This is a genomic window from Ancylomarina euxina (genome assembly GCF_003863355.1).
GTDB classification, from domain to species: domain Bacteria; phylum Bacteroidota; class Bacteroidia; order Bacteroidales; family Marinifilaceae; genus Ancylomarina; species Ancylomarina euxinus.
Genome location: NZ_QQWG01000003.1, coordinates 265,449 through 283,051, shown reverse-complemented (window position 1 = coordinate 283,051; position 17,603 = coordinate 265,449). Strand labels below are relative to the sequence as shown.

General features: G+C 35.8%; 15 protein-coding genes. 3 read left to right on the top strand and 12 right to left on the bottom strand.

The window, feature by feature from the left end:
• Positions 1-83 precede the first annotated feature (83 nt).
• Positions 84-1,406: a M16 family metallopeptidase gene (locus DWB61_RS04965; protein WP_125029782.1), complete on the bottom strand. Its 1,323-nt coding sequence runs from the start codon at positions 1,404-1,406 to the stop codon at positions 84-86.
• 410 nt (positions 1,407-1,816) lie between these two features.
• On the opposite strand from DWB61_RS04965, the gene DWB61_RS04960 reads away from it, so the two are divergent.
• Together DWB61_RS04960 and DWB61_RS04955 are read left to right on the top strand one after the other, a co-directional pair.
• Complete coding sequence (locus tag DWB61_RS04960; RefSeq protein ID WP_125029781.1) at positions 1,817-2,473, top strand: phosphatase PAP2 family protein; 657 nt, start codon at positions 1,817-1,819, stop codon at positions 2,471-2,473.
• Between the two features lie 22 nt (positions 2,474-2,495).
• On the top strand, positions 2,496-4,313 hold the full coding sequence (locus DWB61_RS04955) for an LTA synthase family protein (protein WP_125029780.1): 1,818 nt from the start codon (positions 2,496-2,498) through the stop codon (positions 4,311-4,313).
• 172 nt (positions 4,314-4,485) lie between these two features.
• Here the strand turns inward: DWB61_RS04955 and DWB61_RS04950 are convergent, their stop codons facing one another.
• From DWB61_RS04950 to DWB61_RS04910, 10 genes are all read right to left on the bottom strand, one after another.
• Positions 4,486-5,616, bottom strand: a complete 1,131-nt coding sequence (locus DWB61_RS04950) for a hypothetical protein (RefSeq protein WP_125029779.1) — start codon at positions 5,614-5,616, stop codon at positions 4,486-4,488.
• Positions 5,617-5,832: 216 nt separating this feature from the next.
• Complete coding sequence (locus DWB61_RS04945; protein ID WP_125029778.1) at positions 5,833-6,384, bottom strand: 2-oxoacid:acceptor oxidoreductase family protein; 552 nt, start codon at positions 6,382-6,384, stop codon at positions 5,833-5,835.
• Positions 6,385-6,475: 91 nt separating this feature from the next.
• Positions 6,476-7,249 carry a thiamine pyrophosphate-dependent enzyme gene (locus DWB61_RS04940; RefSeq protein ID WP_125029777.1) on the bottom strand — a complete coding sequence of 258 codons (774 nt, stop codon included), beginning with the start codon at positions 7,247-7,249 and terminating at the stop codon, positions 6,476-6,478.
• 3 nt (positions 7,250-7,252) lie between these two features.
• Positions 7,253-8,338, bottom strand: coding sequence for a 3-methyl-2-oxobutanoate dehydrogenase subunit VorB (locus DWB61_RS04935; RefSeq protein ID WP_125029776.1), 1,086 nt, complete (start codon positions 8,336-8,338; stop codon positions 7,253-7,255).
• A gap of 44 nt (positions 8,339-8,382) precedes the next feature.
• Positions 8,383-8,610, bottom strand: a complete 228-nt coding sequence (locus DWB61_RS04930) for a 4Fe-4S dicluster domain-containing protein (RefSeq protein ID WP_125029775.1) — start codon at positions 8,608-8,610, stop codon at positions 8,383-8,385.
• A gap of 176 nt (positions 8,611-8,786) precedes the next feature.
• Entirely contained in the window at positions 8,787-10,103 is a 1,317-nt protein-coding gene (locus DWB61_RS04925) for an aminotransferase class I/II-fold pyridoxal phosphate-dependent enzyme (protein WP_125029774.1), read from the bottom strand.
• Between the two features lie 212 nt (positions 10,104-10,315).
• A complete protein-coding gene (gene fldA, locus DWB61_RS04920; RefSeq protein ID WP_125029773.1) occupies positions 10,316-10,831 on the bottom strand; it encodes a flavodoxin FldA in 516 nt (171 codons plus the stop codon).
• 127 nt (positions 10,832-10,958) lie between these two features.
• The gene (locus tag DWB61_RS04915; protein ID WP_125029772.1) at positions 10,959-11,651 is read right to left on the bottom strand and encodes an Mpv17/PMP22 family protein; all 693 of its coding nucleotides are present in this window, start codon (positions 11,649-11,651) and stop codon (positions 10,959-10,961) included.
• Positions 11,652-11,748: 97 nt separating this feature from the next.
• Positions 11,749-11,898 carry a hypothetical protein gene (locus tag DWB61_RS17660; protein WP_156190180.1) on the bottom strand — a complete coding sequence of 50 codons (150 nt, stop codon included), beginning with the start codon at positions 11,896-11,898 and terminating at the stop codon, positions 11,749-11,751.
• A 157-nt stretch (positions 11,899-12,055) separates the two neighbouring features.
• On the bottom strand, positions 12,056-14,119 hold the full coding sequence (locus DWB61_RS04910) for an acetate--CoA ligase family protein (RefSeq protein ID WP_125029771.1): 2,064 nt from the start codon (positions 14,117-14,119) through the stop codon (positions 12,056-12,058).
• 551 nt (positions 14,120-14,670) lie between these two features.
• Here DWB61_RS04910 and hydE point away from each other — a divergent pair.
• Entirely contained in the window at positions 14,671-15,753 is a 1,083-nt protein-coding gene (hydE, locus tag DWB61_RS04905) for a [FeFe] hydrogenase H-cluster radical SAM maturase HydE (protein WP_125029770.1), read from the top strand.
• Positions 15,754-15,829: 76 nt separating this feature from the next.
• On the opposite strand, the gene DWB61_RS04900 is transcribed toward hydE, so the two are convergent.
• A complete protein-coding gene (locus tag DWB61_RS04900; protein ID WP_156190179.1) occupies positions 15,830-17,482 on the bottom strand; it encodes a M28 family metallopeptidase in 1,653 nt (550 codons plus the stop codon).
• Between the last annotated feature and the right edge of the window lie 121 nt (positions 17,483-17,603).

Below are 17,603 nucleotides of genomic sequence, written 5' to 3'. Positions count from 1 at the left end.
TTTAAATTTACATGTTTAGGCTTAAGCCTATGCCAATAAAATTGAGTCAGCCAAAATCGACTCATTATAATTTCAGTTACTTCTTATTTTACTTTAGGCAAGTAATAAAGAACCACGCGATTTTCTGGAACAAAATACTTATTCGCTACACGCTTAATATCTTCACGAGTAACAGCTAAATAGTTATCTAACTCCTGATTGGCACGTTCTGTTGATTTATAATAAGTATATGCAGTTGCTAAATTTTCAGCACGTCTTTCGATAGATGCATTAGAACTTACTAGCTCATTCTCAACTTTATTCTGAAGCTTTTTGAATTCTCTTTCTGTAATTAATTCTTTACGAACTAATGAGAATTGCTCTTCCATTGCATTTTCAAGATCCATTGGATCTACCCCCATATTAGGAATACCAAAAGCTAATGATAAACCTGGATCTTCATTAGGCATAGGCATAGCCATCATTTGCAAAGCCAATTGTCTCTCTTCAACCAGTGTCTTGTTCATTCGAGAACTTTTACCATCGGTTAAAAGTTTACCCAACATACTTACAGCATAAAAATCAGGAGTTCCTATTGCAGGAATGTGATAAGCCTGAATAACTGCAGGTAATTGAATATTATCAAAAACAGTATCTCTAACTTCTTTTGTTTTTACAGGCTCTACAATCGAAGGACGATAAATCTCTTTTGTTCCTTTTGGAATAGCAGCAAAATAGTCGTTTACTAATTGCTTTGCCTCTTCAGTTTTGAAATCGCCACAAACGGTTAGAACAGCATTATTAGGCACATAAAATTCTTTGTAGAAGTTCAAGAAATCTTCATCCTTTGCATTACGAATATGCTCCTCATCTCCAATTGGAGTCCAGCGGTATGGGTGCTTCTCGTAGGCATGTGATAATGTTTGTGGCAAAATTGTTCCGTAAGGAGGATTGTCATAACGTTGTTTCTTTTCTTGAATTACTACATCCTTCTGAGTTTTAATACCAATAGCTTCAACCTTAGCATGCATCATTCTTTCTGACTCTAACCACATACCTAAAGCCAACTGATTAGATGGTAATAACTCATAATAATAAGTACGATCTGTTGAGGTGTTAGCATTCAACTCCCCACCTGCTCGTGATACATATTTATCGTACTGATGACGTGGAATATTCTCGGTACCTTCAAACATTAAATGTTCAAAAAAGTGAGCAAATCCAGTTAATTCCGGACTTTCATTTTTCGAACCAACATGGTACATGACTGAAATCACAATATTTGGTGTTGTATGATCCTGCTGAAGAATGACATGTAAGCCATTAGCCAGATCGTATTCCTCAAACTTAATTTTCCCAGTTTGAGCAAAGCTTCCAATTGCAAAAATACTTACAAACAGAAGCGATAGAAACAGTTTTCTAATCATCATTAAATTTTTTGAATTAATTGTTAAAAGCTATTCTTTAAAAGCAAGTAAATAATATTGACATTTAAAAGAATAACAAAAGCATAGTTTATGTCTATCAAAATTAAATATAATATTCAATCTCACTTACAATTTTAGTTCTATTTATATCTCACATCAAATTTATTGGACGAAACAATATGCTGCACGATAAAAGCTAGTAAAAAACGGTTAAACGAACTTGTTAATATCTTTACTAGCTCCAAAAAAGAAACAAATGGCAGAGTATCTGACAAAGAAACAAGCCTTTTCTTTATTCAATCAATTAACAAATCAGCATATTAATAAGTATAATCACTATTTTTACAGTCATTTTAAAACCTTTTAATCAGAAGTCAGATACTTTAGGTAATCTACATACGAACACAATTATGCTTGAAACACTCAATCAATTAGATCAGGAATTACTTTTATTCCTTAACGGCATCCACTCTCCTTTTTTCGACTCATTTATGTTCCTGATATCCGGGAAACTGGTTTGGGCAGCTTTCTATCTGTCCATCATTGTTCAAATATACCGCACATACGGATGGAAAAACTGTTTGTATCTTTTAGTCGCTATTATACTGGTGATTGTCTGTTGCGATCAAATGGCATCGGGAATTTTGAAACCGACTTTTCAGCGTTTTCGTCCGAGTCGTTCTCCAGAACTGGCCGATCTGGTTCACACCGTAAATGGCTACCGAGGAGGAAAATATGGTTTTGCCTCATCGCATGCAGCCAATGTATTTGGTTTGGCTACATTCTGCAGTTTACTTTTCCGCAACAGAAAACTGCGCCTATTCTTATTTTCATGGGCTATTTTGGTTTCTTACTCCAGAATTTATCTGGGCGTTCATTACCCTGGGGATATAATTGTAGGTACGGCTATTGGCCTGTTCTTTGGTTATCTTATTTATAAAATATTACCCCGATTTAAGTTTATAAAACTAAACAATCCGATTGCTGAAAAAGATTGGAAATGGAACATCACATCCTGGGGTAGCCTTTCAATTGTAGTTATGGCTATAATTGCAATTTTCAAATAAAATTTATTACTCGATTCTAATTATGAAACAACGATTAAGATTTTTCCTTGCAGCCGCCATATCATGGATAGCCTTTATGATATTCATTCGCTTTGCATTTTCGATATATCAATATTCACAAACGAGTTTATTAAGTATTGGTGAGGTTTTCCTATCCTTTACATACGGTCTATATCACGATGTTTCGATTACAGGTTATATCATGATGCTAACAGGCTTAATTCTATGCTCTAGCATAACAGTGTCTGGAACGAAACTAAAACCGCTCTTCAGAGTTCTTTATGCAGTGCTTATGCTGATTAGCTTAACGATTGCCGTGCCCAATTTCGAATTATTCCGCAACTGGGGTTTTCATGCTGATGGTACCATTTTAAGTTATCTAAAAACCCCTAAAGAAGCCGCTGCATCAACGGCCACATCAACCTATATCCTTTTATTTGGGATTTATATTGCCATGCTTACACTAAGCTATAAATTATTCAACCGTTTTTTAATTAAAAAGCTGGATGCGATTGTTCCAGCAAAATTGAAATACCTTCCCCTTTTATTACTTCTAACAGCCAGTATGATTATTCCTGTTAGAGGTGGTTTTGGCATTGCACCTATGAATGTAGGCTTCGTTTACCATTCATCGAACACTTACGCCAACCTTTTGGCGGTTAACCCAATTTGGAATTTCTCTTATTCTCTAAAGAAGCTTAAGAAAAATAAAAGACTAAAACTGATACCCGATGATGAAGCTAAAATCAGGTTTCAGGATATGATCGCTTCACAAGCTATAGATCAGAATACAATTCTGACAAGTCAATCGCCTAACATTATTTTAATTGTATTGGAAAGTTTCACCTCAGCCATTATAGAAGAACTGGGCGGTAAAAAAGGGGTCACACCAAACTTCCATACCCTTTCAGATGAAGGTATCATGTTCACCAACTTCTACGGAATTGGCGACAGAACGAAGATTGGAACGGTAGGTATTTTCTCTGGTTTTCCCTCACTACCACAAAAACCTGTGATTGAATTTCATAAGAAAGTACAGAACTTACCAAGCCTTTGCAAAACACTGAAGAAAGAAGGCTACAATAGCAAATTCTATTACGGTGGAGATCTTCATTTTGCCAGTATGAACTCCTATCTATCAAACGTAGGTTTCAACAATACCATCTCAATGGATAATTTTCCTGGTGAGTTAAACACATCGAAATGGGGCGTGCACGACGAATTCTTATTCGACAGATTGTATCACGACATAAAACTAGAAAAACAACCCTTCTTTAAAGCTTGTTTGACTCTAAGTAGTCATGAGCCTTTTGCTGTACCCATGGAAACAGCTATACAAGGCAAAGATGAAAACAGCTTATTTATGAACTCAGCTTATTACACAGACAAGTGCCTGGGTGAGTTTATAGACCGATTAAAGAAACTTCCAAGCTGGGATAACACTTTGGTAATTCTATTGGCTGATCATGGCTCTCGTTATGTAGGCAACTACGTGCCTAACGATCCTGACAAATACAAAATACCCATGCTTTGGTTGGGTGGCTGTCTGAAAGAAAAAGGCCTTAAGATTGACAAATACGGTTGTCAGCCCGATTTAGCGACTAGCCTTTTGCCACAAATGGGAATTGATGCTAGCGATTTTACTATTGGTAAAAACCTATTTAATAAATCGCAGAAAGGTTATGCTTATTTCACCTACAATAATGGCTATGGTTTTGTCGATTCTACTCAGAGTTTGATCTTCGACCTCAACTCTAACAAGTGGAAGGCTGAAATAGCCAAGCATAAAGAGGCACAAACCCTTCTTCAATATATAGACTACAGCTTCTTTAAGCTTTAGATTGTATAAAAGATAAGACAAACGAATGGCTAGCTCATACATTTAAAGGGCTAGCCATTTTGCTTTTATTTCTTTAGAACCACAAATTACAGACCGCTAGCTCACGATTTTATCGTATGCCTTTTATCATTTTACCAAGGAACGCGATGTAATCGCGCACCAACGAGATAAATTAATTCGACAACTCTATTTTCTTAAAATAATCATTGATATATCCATCATAACAATTCTTTGCATCATCATCATTCCTAAAACCATACATTAACCTATAACTATTTACAATTCTAAAATTCTCAGAATTGTTATATGCCGATTCCTTTTGATGTCTTGTTTCAGAATCTTCTCGCTTGATACTAAATAATGGAAACAAGTCACCATCATTAAAGCTTAGATCATGAAACTCTACTTTCTTATAATAATCATTAAAATCTTCCAAGAAAAAAGATTTTCTATTCCTGTTATAAAGTGCGACAGTAGAGTCATTTAACCGATCAGGTGAAAACACTAACTTATAATTATTGAACTGATAAGCAATTCTATTTCCTGCATCATTTTCCTTCGTGCGAAATAATGATGCATAAGTATATCGATCAAAAAACCCTAAAAACACTTGTTTTCGAACAAGTTCTTCAAAATCCAGATCTTCCAATACTTTATTCTTTAAACAAGCAATAACAGGTTGTTTTATTGCAAAAGTTGAATCATCGGCAACCTTATTCACAAAAACTTTCATTTGGAAATAATGAAGGATTGGAATATACAGCTTAGATGTATTAATACTAAAGTTTGAGTTTTCGATAGCATTTAGCTTAGTCACCACTTCTTTTATTCTTTGAACATTTGCCTTAACGGTATTGAAATAATTCTCATAATCGTTGTATTTATTACCATTTGCCTTCTGATCAATCTCAAAAATACGTTGTGACTCTTTATACAAAGAGTCATCCTCTTCAGACAACTTTCGGGCAGTATATTTAGACTTATACTTTAAAATATATGGATACATCCCATCATACTTATTTTGATATAAATCTTCAAACTCCCTTACAGCTGTCAACGTATCTTTTAGTTTCAGCTTACATATGGCATGATTATACTTCTCTCTCGCATGCGTAGGGATATCAACCTTGAAAAGCGTATCGTAATACAATTTCGCTTGCTTAAGCTGATTCTCACAAATGCATAACTCAGCTTTATTGGCATAACCTGTGTATTTCATAAACTTTTGTTCCAGGCTCTCCTCTTTCAATATTTCACTACAGGATGAAAATAACACAACAAGCAATAACAGGTAATTTCTCATAATCGATTCTTAAAGATTTTTAGCTATTCATACAATAGACTATAGGTTGAATTAAACAAAACTATTCTTTTTAAATTAAAATTCATACTGTCATATTTGTCAAGTTCCTTAGAGTAGAAAATGAATCTAAATAAGACAATACAAGGCATAGAAAAAGGGCAAGCCTTGCGGATTGCCCTTTAACTAATTGGATAGTATTTGTTGTTGTTTATTTCTCTATAGAGCTAGTACAGTTTCAACATTCTCAATTCCTTTTTGAATGGCTTCAATGTTTAAAGGAATCAATTTATGATGACGCTCTGGCAAAGATTTCTCAAGACCTTTTTTAACATTCTCAAGTAATACGATTGGCTTCACTTTAAGGAAACCACCCATAATAATCATGTTGAAAGTTTGAGGATTCCCCATTTCAGTCGCTAAAGCCGCACCCTGAATTTTATAGATATTAATATCTTTTCTCTCTGGGTGACGTGTAATACCGTTTGGATCATATAATAAAGTTCCACCTGGTTTAATTTCGTTCACAAACTTATCCATTGATTGTTGGTTAAGAATGATAGCTGTATCAAAGCTTTTTAATACAGGAGAACTGATACGTTCGTCGCTCAAGATAACGGTTACATTAGCTGTACCTCCGCGCATTTCAGGTCCGTATGATGGCATCCATGATACTTCCTGATTCTGCATAATAGCAGAATAGCAAAGAATTTTACCCAATGAAAGCACACCCTGACCACCAAATCCTGCAATTATAATTTCTTCAGTCATTTTTTTACAGTTTTAATCGATTATGGGATAGATCGTTGATTGTTCTAAATAATCTACCATAAAGTTAATCTAGCTCTATCCCTAATGAAATTTACTCGTCTTTTAATGTACCAAGTGGGTAGTAAGGGAACATGTTTTCTTTCATCCACTCGTTAGACTTAACAGGAGAAAGTTTCCATCCTGAACTACAAGTTCCAACAATTTCGATGAATGAGATACCCTTATTTTCTCTGGTATTTTCAAAACCTTTGCGAATAGCTTTCTTCAGTTTACGAACTGCACCTGGAGTTTCAGCAGACTCACGAGTCACGAAACGAGTACCTGGTAACATGGCAAGCATTTCCGAAATTCTCATAGGAAAACCCGTTGTCTGACAATCACGTCCGTAAGGAGATGTTGCAGTCACCTGACCTTCAAGAGTTGTTGGTGCCATTTGTCCTCCGGTCATACCATAAATGGCATTGTTTACGAAGAATACAACGATGCTCTCACCACGGTTACAAGCGTGCATAATTTCAGCACAACCGATAGAAGCTAAGTCACCATCACCCTGATAAGTGAAAACGTATTTCTCTGGCATCAAACGAGAAGTTGCTGTAGCCAATGCAGGAGCACGACCGTGAGCAGCTTGCTGCCAATCGATATCTAGATAATTGTATGCTAATACTGAACATCCAACAGGAGAAACACCAATGGTTTTTTCCTGAATATCCATATCATCGATAACTTCAGCAATTGCCTTGTGAATTACACCGTGAGTACAACCCGGGCAATAATGCATTTCGTTATCTAAAAGAACAGACGTTTTTTTGTAAACAACGTTCTCTTCGTTAATTATATTCTTAAGTTCTGTTGTTGCTGTCATAACTTATTCTCCTAAAAAATTTTGTTCTAATGCTTCAACTACTTCATCAGGAGTAGGAATGATACCACCGTAACGACCGTAATGCTCTACTGGCACTTTACCGTTAACTGCCAAACGAACATCTTCGACCATTTGACCAGCACTCATTTCTACTGATAAGATTCCTTTTACTTGACCAAGCATTTCTTGAATTTGCTTAATAGGGTAAGGGAAAAGAGTTATAGGACGTAGCAAACCAACTTTAATACCTTTTTTACGAGCAATCTCGATAGCCTTTTGGCAAATACGAGCACTTGATCCGTAAGCTACAAATAAGTAGTCAGCATCATCACAATTGATTTTTTCGAAACGAACTTCGTTTTCTTGCATTGCGCGATATTTCGCTTGCAATTTGTGGTTGAAAATTTCTTGCTTAGCCGAATCCAGATCAAGAGATGTAGAAATATTACGCTCTCTATCTGCAGTTTTACCTGTAGTTGCCCAAGTTCCAGACTTTGCAATAATTTCTTCTTCAGTCCAACGAGGCTTGAATTCTGACAATTCAACCTTCTCCATCATCTGACCAATAACACCATCAGTCAAAATCAATGCTGGATTTAAATATTTAAATGCCAAGTCAAAACTCAACTCAACAAAATCGTTCATTTCCTGAACCGAAGCAGGAGCCAAAACAATTAGCTTGTAGTCACCATGTCCACCACCTTTTACAGCCTGGAAATAATCCGACTGAGCTGGCTGAATAGTACCTAAACCTGGTCCTCCTCGTACAACATTAACAATTAAAGCAGGCAACTCAGCACCAGCCAAATAAGTGATACCTTCAGCCTTCAAACTGATACCAGGACTTGAAGACGATGTCATTACTTTTTTACCGCAAGATGCACCACCGTACACCATATTGATAGCAGCAACTTCACTTTCCGCTTGAACAACAACCATTCCGGTTTCCAGCTCAGGTCTGCGAATCATAAGGGTCTCCATAACTTCAGACTGAGGTGTAATTGGGTAACCAAAATACCCATCACATCCACAACGAATAGCTGCTTCAGCGATCACTTCATTCCCCTTCATTAATCGAATATCTCCCATTACAAGAATATTTTTAAGATTTTCAGATTTTGATTAAATAGAATTTAGCTTGCTTTTGTTCTGTAAACAGTAATTACAGTGTCAGGACAAACCAAACCACAACTTGAACAACCAATACATGCAGCGGCATTTGCCATGTGAGCATAATGGTAACCTTTGCCATTTACGTCGCGTGCAAGTTCGATAACCTTTGTAGGGCAGGCTACAACACATAAGCCACAACCTTTACATTTTTCGGTATCAACAACAATAGCACCTATAAATTTTGCCATAGCGTTTATATATTTAAAGAATTAAATGTTAATTTGCTCGATAAAGGTAACAAATCAAAAGCCCTTATCCTTGTTTTCCTTACAATTTGTCACAAATACGATGAATTTACAATCAGTCTAAATAAATTCATCGCATTTATTAACAAATTCGTTACTTATAAGTCCTGAAGCATCAACTAAGCTAATACCTGATGATGCTTATGAAATTCTTTCAAACGATACTCTAGATCAGCAAATTGACTTCTTGAAATCTGCGAAACACAAGCTCTAAGCCCTTCTTTCAAACTTCCTGTTTCATTCAAACAAATTGCTGAAATTCCATAGTATAGTAATTTCTTATTCAAAATGGGTCCAGTTAAACCAGGATAAGAAATTGTGAAGTAAAATCCATCAGCAAGAGGCAGGTCAACATCGGTACTATAAACCAACTCAAAACCATTATCCATAAACAGTTTCTTCATAATCTTAGCTCTCTCACCGTATTCCCTTACATCTTCAACAAAATTGAATTTACCCTCGTTAGCAGCTTTTAGCATACCATGTAAGCCATATTGTGCTGAATGAGATACACCTGAAGATAGTGTGTAAATAATACGATATACAACTGTATAACCAAAGCCATCAGTTCCAAAACGCTTCTTTAATCCTTCATACCTTCTCTTGTATAGGTTATCTGAAATACAAAGCAAGCCAATTCTTTGTCCTGCATAAGAGAATGCCTTAGAACTTGAAATCATCAAAACATAGTTGTCTGTATATCTTGCTACAGAAGGTTGATAAGGTCCAACACCAGGCTGACTAAGATCTACCCTAAAGTCCATTGCGAAATAGGCAAGATCTTCCAATACAATAGCATCGTACTTCGTGGCCATCTCACCAATTGTTTTCAACTCATCCTCATTCATACAAATCCAGGCTGGATTGTTAGGATTAGAATAAACAATACCTGCGATATTCCCTTTTGACATGATAGACTCAAGCTTAGCCTGCAATTTATCTCCACGGTAATCGTAAATATCAAAGGTTTCATATTTCATTCCTAATACATCCATCTGAGTTTTCTGAACTGGAAAACCTGGATCGACAAATAGGATAGTATCCTTACCTTCGGTACATGAGCAAACAGCCATAAAAGCTGCGTATCCGCCTTGCATAGATCCAACTGTTGGAATAACGCCTTCAGGTTTCATATCAACATTCATGAAATTCTTAATGAATTTAGAACCTTCTTCTTTCAGCACCTGCACACCTTCAAGCATTGGGTAGGCTGCTGCCACACCATTATCAAGGGCTGCTTTTTCAGCTTCAATACCATATTTAGAGGCAGCTAGACCTGGAACCCCCATTTCCATGCGAATGAATTTCTCTCCACTCTCTTTTTCGATCATATTCACCACACGCACAACGTCACGTATAGTTGCATCTTCCATCTTATCTATTTCACATAGAGCTAATTTACCATCTACTATTTGAGGATTTATGGGGGTTTTCATACTTATATTATTAGAAGTTATTATTTATAAATAAAGTCATTTTAATTTCACTACAATTTTACAAATTTCCCTTACAATTTAAAACCTATTAAGCTTATATAATTACAGTCTAAAGAGAGTAATCGTTATAAAATTACCAAATTGGTAGTTAAGGACAAAAAAAAGCTCACTTTCTAAAAAGTGAGCTTTTCTTAACAAGATTAACTCTTGTTTTATTTCATTTCTGGCAGGATAATTTTCAACCAATTATCCACTCTTTCTTCGGTTAAATCATCTTCAAAATCCTCATCTATTGGCAAACCAACAAATTTACCATCAACAAAAGCTCGAGATTCGTTAAATTCATATCCCTTGTCACTAACCTGACCAATAGTTGTCGCTCCCGTTTTTTTAACAACTTCGAACAATTCGCCCATAGCATCTACAAAGAAATCAGCATATGCAATGTGATCGCCAAGACCAAAAATTGCAACTTTTTTGCCCTTTAAGTCGGCTCCATTCATTTTTGGAAGGAATTGATCCCAATCGTTTCCTTCATTCTCTGAAGCCCAAGTGTGCTTTCCAAGTGTTGAAATACCAAGAATAATATTATCGTATTTGTTCAAAGCATCTGCTCCAATTTCCTTCACTCGAATTAAATCTACATTTTCGATTTTACTAGCAATTAACTTTGCTACTTTTTCTACATTACCCTCCTGAGGGCCATAAAATAATCCAATTTTAGTCATATTTTTAATATATAGAGATGAGACTTCAGATAAAGCATAGAGATCGAAAAAAAAATGATCAGCCTTGCTTTTACAAAAAAATAGAGGATTAAAAATCTATAATTTTCAATCCTCTACAAAGTTATAATTATTTAGCACTTTTCAAACTCGCAATGGCTAGCAATACTCCCAGCACAATTCCTAATACCGCTGCAAAGAGAACCTGATAATCCGGAGGTAATAAGAAGGTGAATGTATGTGCAGGTATCCAGAAAAAAGGAATCGTCTTTTTGAATACAAAATTCCATTGCACACCCCAGTCTAATTTTTGAAAAATATTTGAAAACTGAATGGGTTTCAAAAGACCACCTACAGTCCCACCATTATCAACAATGTGAATATCTGTGATTTTATGCAAAGTCATCATTACAGGTGCATAAATCAAATTCATACATGCTGATATTGCAAAAGCAACTAATAATTTGTCTGCACTAAAAGCACCCTTCATAACTTCGGTAGCACCTTCGAGGCCAAGGTAAGCAAGAAAAATTGGTGTTCCTGTAGCAAAAATCACAAAAGCCAACTTAATTGTTAAACCTAAAAATCCCCAAACAATAGCTCTTGGTAGAATACCAAAGCCTTTTTGGTAATAAGCGCCAGTTTTCATTCTCAAACCAATTACCTCTCCCAATGTGGCAAGTATGGCAAACTTAATAAAGCTGGTAACCATACCATGAGCTTTATTAAAATTCACATAAAAGTTAAACACATCTTCTGACAAGAAAAATGGCAGAAAGCAAGTAATGACACAAAGAATAAATATTAGATCTTGTTTTTTCATTTGTTTATAATATCATGCAAATGGTAAATAATATCTAGATCTGAAGATCAAGATTGGAAAATAAATACCCGAGACAAAGTCTCGGGTATTATCCAGCTTATTTAGCTGGCTGTTCTGTATGAATATCGAAGCCCTTCTTTATTCCTTTATAAATATTGCTCCAATTTAAAACAACAGCTATTAAAAGAATTAAAATAAAACTGATCATCAGTTTTTCATTCAGGCTTAAATCTTTAAACTTTCTCATATTTTTTAAGTAAATGAGTTAAGAAATTAAGAAGTTAAAGAGTAAAAATGTTAATGAGTAAAGAAATTAAATAAGAAAGAATGATGCATTTTCACCTTTTACCTTATCACCTTTTTACTTTTTCACCATTTCACTTTTTTTTACTTTTTCACTGATATTACATATCCTTCTCAATTCTAATACGAGCATCAACAGCTACAACGGCATCTTTCGATCCCAAAAGTGGATTTAAATCCATCTCGAAAATCTCTGGAGCAACTGTCATTAAAGCAGCAACACGAGAAACTGCATCAGCAAATTTATCTTCATTTACTGGCTCTTGTCCACGCATCCCTTTAATGATACCGTATGATTGTAATCCACGAATCATTTCGTGAGCTTCTTCGTTAGAAATTGGAGCCAAGGCTGCTTTCACATCCTTAAATACTTCGATAAAGATGCCACCCAATCCACACAATACCATGTGACCAAATTTATCTTCACGCTTAGCACCAATAAATACTTCTGTTCCCTTATGCTGAGAACACATCATTACAGCATATGTGTCTTGAATCTTAATCAAACGCTCGAATTCAGCAACCACCGTTTCTTCATTCATCACATTTAAGACAACACCACCAACATCAGATTTGTGAACAGGTCCAACAACTTTCATCACCATTGGGTAACCTATTTCAGTAGCCATTTTCTTAGCCGCTTCAACCGTATCAATAACACCCTCTTTTGAGCGATCGATTCCAGCAGCATCCAATAAAGCGTGAATTTTCTCAGGTGCTAAATAACCATTATCCGCTTCATCAATAATTGCACGAATCGCTTTTTCATCAACCTCAGGAATAACAATATTCTCTACCTCAGGTTTAGGTGTATTATAAATCTTAGCCAACGCATCGCCAAAAACAACCTCATCAGGAAAGTTAATTCTACCCTTAGCTAAGAAGTGCTCAATTTCATCTTTAACATTGATTACAGATGGAAGTATAGGATAAATCGGCTTCTTGCACTGCTTCATCTTCTCATCCAACAAGTCGTAAACATCGTATACTGGGAATAAGCCCGGGCTACCAAAAATAACGGCCATTGCATCGATATTATCGAAATCATTCTCACAAGCATCAATAATATCACCCAATTGCTGAGCTGTACCTGTTGCAAGAAAATCAATTGGATTTGCGACTGAAGAACCTCCATAAAGCTTCTCTAACAGAGCGTCAGCCTTAGGACCTTCGATATGTGGTACATCTAAACCATTATTTGAAAGTGAGTCTGTCAACATGACTGCAGGACCTCCTGCGTGAGTAATAACAGCGATGTTTTTTCCTTTCAACTCAGGATGCATAAAGATAGAAGACACAGTCGTTAACTCTTCTCTACCAGAGCAACGAACGATACCCGCTTTCTTGAATAATGCATTTACTGCTACATCAGGACTAGCCAAAGCACCCGTATGTGAAGAGGCAGCACGAGACCCAGCCTCTGAACTACCCGATTTGATAGCAGCAATCTTACATCCTTTGCGAATCAAAGAAGAAGCGTGCTTCAATAACATCTCAGGTTTGTCAATGTTCTCGATATATAAAAGCTTAACACGGCTACTTGTTTCAGGATCGAAACTTTCGTCCATATATTTAAGAATCTCCTCAACACCCATTTGAGCTGAGTTACCCACTGAATATACACTTGAGAAAGAAAGGCCTTTAGGTACTCCTGATTCCATAATGAAAACAGCTGTAGCACCAGACCCAGAAATAAAGTCACATCCCTTAGGATCTAATGATGGAATTGGCGTTGTAAAAATACCATTGTAATTAGAATTCAAAACACCAACACAGTTTGGTCCGATTAAAGAACCACCAACAGAATTTACAGTCTCAACAATTTGTCTTTCTAATTCAGCACCTTCTTCATTTTCCTCGCTAAATCCAGCAGAAAGAATAATAAATGCACGTGTATTTTTCTCTTCGGCTAACAATTTAATTGTTGATGGACAAAATTTAGCTGCAATCGCTAAAATTGCACAATCAACCTCAGGTAAATCTTGAGGATTCTTAAATGATTTGATCCCCTGAACCTCGTCTAACTTAGGATTAGCGACATACAGGTTTCCTTTAAAATTACCATCGATAAGATTTTTCAAAACCTTACCACCTGGCTTTTGTACGTCATCAGAACCTCCGATTACAACAATACTTTTAGGATTTAATAACTGTTCGTTTATCATTGTATATGTTTTAATATTTTGTTTCACATTTATTTTATAACCAGAGTTATAAATAATCGACTGCATTGTATATCTCTATAAATAGATTTTAGGTGAACTTGAATTAAAAACATTCACTCTAAATCAAGTAATGATTCTTTAGAATTTCGGACAAATATAGTAAGAATCAATACTCTAAAAAGAAGAAACGATAGGAAACTGTAAGCGAAAGCCTGTTTATTGGAGAAAAACTAATAATTTAGATTAGTTCTAAAACAAACGTTTGCATTTTAATGGATTTTCTTCAGTCTTAAACTAAGAATTCACAACTCTTTCAAGGAAATATCAACTTTACGAGCTCCTTATCAGTTTACGAATAACAATGTCCTTTATTAGAAATAAGATCTTCTTAATAAATTCCAATAAACATATTAAAGAGTTTCGAATACGAAACTCTAAATACTAAAAAACTTGCGAGACTACTTGAAATTTTATCACTATTTTTGCCACTCAATCAAATACATAAACATTGCATTTTATTAATGCCAATTTGAAAGCCTAAGCCAACAAGCATGAATATAAGTTTCGAAACATTATTGCAGAAAGATAGCTTTACTAAAGAGGAAATCATTCGACTTTTAAAAGCAAATGGTGAGCAAGAGAAAGCATTATTTAAACGATCACACGATGTTAAACTCAAGCATATTGGGAATAAGGTTTATTTTCGTGGGCTAGTTGAATTCTCAAATATTTGCAAAAAGGATTGCTTATACTGTGGTATTCGTGCCTCCAATAAAATGGTTAATCGTTACGATATTGCTGATGACCAAATATTGAAAGCTGCAAAATTTGCCTACGAACACAAATACGGTTCCATGGTTTTACAAGCTGGAGAACGTTCAAATCCTGCTTTTGTAGATAGAATCTGCCAACTCTTAAAGGATATCAAAAAGGTAAGTAATGACGAACTGGGAATCACCATTTCAATAGGAGAGCAAACTAAAGAGACTTATCAAAAATGGTTCGACGCTGGTGCTCATCGTTACCTTCTACGTGTGGAAACGAGTAATCCAAAACTATACAACAAAATACATCCTGACAACGAAGAGCATTCCCATGCAACACGGCTCGCATGCCTAAAATCACTTCAAGACATTGGCTATCAAACAGGAACTGGTGTTATGATTGGTCTTCCTTTTCAAACCTATGAAGATTTGGCTAACGATATCCTTTTCATGAAAGAATTTGATATTGACATGGTGGGAATGGGACCTTTCATTGAGCACGATCAAACCCCTCTTTATGAGTATAAGGATGATCTAATGAGTCTAAATGATAGATTTAGACTAACGCTTAGAATGATTGCAGTCCTTCGAATTATGATGAAGGACATCAATATAGCTTCAGCAACCGCCCTTCAAGCCATTGATCCTCTGGGAAGAGAGAAAGCTTTAAAGATTGGAGCCAACATTATTATGCCAAACATTACGCCAACTCAAGAAAGAGCTAACTACTTATTATACCAGAATAAGCCTTGTATTGATGAAGGTGCTGATGACTGTACAAACTGTATGGAAGCTCGTATTAACATGGCAGATGGTGAAATTGGTTATGGCCAATGGGGGGACTCGTTACACTATAAGTCAAGACTTTAACAAAGTCATCATATATGAAAGTGATCTCAGATTTGGAATCTGAGATCGCTTTTTTTATTCTTGTATCTTACCTAAATTAGTTTGCCATTTGTTTTTCACGTACAGCTTTAAATTCAGATCCCGCTTTCCATTTTGGGAACGTATCCTCATTGGCAAGCTTCCATCCGATTCTAAACATCAACTGAGCATCCTCTTTAACTCCTGATAAATCCCACCAGTCTTGATACTCATCAAATGGTTTGTGATAATTATTAGCTAACCAATCCTTTTCCTTTTTAGACATATAGTCTTTCCCCTTTTCGATATGATCATTATTCCCTCGAGCAAATAATGCAGGCACACCAGCCTTAGCAAAACTAAAATGATCGGCTCTATAATACATGCCTGTGTGAGGATTTGGATCTTTAAGAATATAGCGTCCTTGTTCTTTTGCTGCCTCTTCTGCATAATCATCAAGTTCCGATTGACCATAACCCGTTACCATTAGATCTTTCATTCTACCATAAGGTAACATCAAATCATTGTTGATATTCGCTACTGTTTTATTCAAAGGAAACACAGGATGACTAACATAGTATGCAGAACCATTCAAGCCTGATTCTTCAGCCGAAGGTGCAAGAAATACGATTGAACGTCGAGGCGTTGGCATTGCTTTAAAGGCACGGGCAATTTCGAACATCCAAGCCAGCGAAGTTCCATTATCAACTGCTCCATTATAAATACTATCACCATTCATCTTACGACCAATTCCCAAGTGATCCCAATGAGCAGAATACACGATACACTCATCAGACAAGTCGCTCCCTTTAATCGTACCAATGACATTATTGGTTTTATCTTCGCGATAAGAATTGCGAATGGTCATGCTCATCTTTGTATCTAAAGCAAAGCCCTTAAAACCTTTCTTCTTGGCATCTAAGATAGCCTCCTCCAAGTTCAATTTATTATCAACAAATATTTCTGTCGCAATATCTTGAGTCAACCATCCTTCCATTGCAGCTCTGTCAGCATATTTATTTTTTGATTGCTGATACAGTTTTGGCACCAAAGCAGAATTCAAAACAACTGACCAAGGATAACCAGCTCCTTTAGTATCATGAATAATCAATAATGCAGCTGCACCTTGTCTAGCTGCCTCCTCATATTTATAACTCCAACGACCATAATAGGTCATCTCATTACCTTTAAACAAGTTGTCATCACCTGAGTCAAGTCCAGGATCATTAACTAAAACCAGAACCGTTTTGCCTTTTACATCTAGATTCTTGTAATCATTCCATCCATATTCTGGTGCAACAATTCCATAACCTGCAAAAACAAGCTCGGAGTTTTTCACCTCGATACTATCATCTAAACGACGAGAAAAAATAACAAAATCATCTTTATAACGGATATTCTTTTCTTTACCATTCGTATTAAAATTCATAGACTGATCAACACCAACGCTTACTTCAACCAAAGGCACTTCCTGTAGATAACTGTTTTCAACAGCAGGTGTCAATCCCAAATTAGAATAAACATTTGATATATAATCAATCGTTTTAACCTCCCCCTCTGAGAATGGCTTTCTGCCTTGAAACTCATCTGATGCCAATACCTGAATATAGTCTTTCATCTGTTTTTCTGACATTTTAGCTTCAGCCTTTTCAAGCGAAAGCTTAGGTTGACAAGCAAAGCAGGAAATAGCTAAACTGGCAAGCAAGGTTCTTCCAATTATTTTAGTAGTCATCATTTTTTAGCTTAAAGTTTTTACATCTAGAAAGTCAAGTAGTAATTTTACAGAGTCGATAAATAATAAACAAAATTCAACAACTTAAGTTCAACAAGACATGTCAACTTAGTCAATAATT

Bases quoted from the DNA above. Each gene is read 5' to 3' on its own strand.
- DWB61_RS17660 (WP_156190180.1), bottom strand. From the start codon at position 11,898: ATGAGAAAGTTTAAAGATTTAAGCCTGAATGAAAAACTGATGATCAGT.
- fldA (WP_125029773.1), bottom strand. From the start codon at position 10,831: ATGACTAAAATTGGATTATTTTATGGCCCTCAGGAGGGTAATGTAGAA.
- DWB61_RS04955 (WP_125029780.1), top strand. From the start codon at position 2,496: ATGAAACAACGATTAAGATTTTTCCTTGCAGCCGCCATATCATGGATA.
- DWB61_RS04900 (WP_156190179.1), bottom strand. From the start codon at position 17,482: ATGACTACTAAAATAATTGGAAGAACCTTGCTTGCCAGTTTAGCTATT.
- DWB61_RS04960 (WP_125029781.1), top strand. From the start codon at position 1,817: ATGCTTGAAACACTCAATCAATTAGATCAGGAATTACTTTTATTCCTT.
- DWB61_RS04930 (WP_125029775.1), bottom strand. From the start codon at position 8,610: ATGGCAAAATTTATAGGTGCTATTGTTGTTGATACCGAAAAATGTAAA.
- DWB61_RS04925 (WP_125029774.1), bottom strand. From the start codon at position 10,103: ATGAAAACCCCCATAAATCCTCAAATAGTAGATGGTAAATTAGCTCTA.
- DWB61_RS04945 (WP_125029778.1), bottom strand. From the start codon at position 6,384: ATGACTGAAGAAATTATAATTGCAGGATTTGGTGGTCAGGGTGTGCTT.
- DWB61_RS04910 (WP_125029771.1), bottom strand. From the start codon at position 14,119: ATGATAAACGAACAGTTATTAAATCCTAAAAGTATTGTTGTAATCGGA.
- DWB61_RS04950 (WP_125029779.1), bottom strand. From the start codon at position 5,616: ATGAGAAATTACCTGTTATTGCTTGTTGTGTTATTTTCATCCTGTAGT.
- DWB61_RS04915 (WP_125029772.1), bottom strand. From the start codon at position 11,651: ATGAAAAAACAAGATCTAATATTTATTCTTTGTGTCATTACTTGCTTT.
- hydE (WP_125029770.1), top strand. From the start codon at position 14,671: ATGAATATAAGTTTCGAAACATTATTGCAGAAAGATAGCTTTACTAAA.
- DWB61_RS04935 (WP_125029776.1), bottom strand. From the start codon at position 8,338: ATGGGAGATATTCGATTAATGAAGGGGAATGAAGTGATCGCTGAAGCA.
- DWB61_RS04965 (WP_125029782.1), bottom strand. From the start codon at position 1,406: ATGATTAGAAAACTGTTTCTATCGCTTCTGTTTGTAAGTATTTTTGCA.
- DWB61_RS04940 (WP_125029777.1), bottom strand. From the start codon at position 7,249: ATGACAGCAACAACAGAACTTAAGAATATAATTAACGAAGAGAACGTT.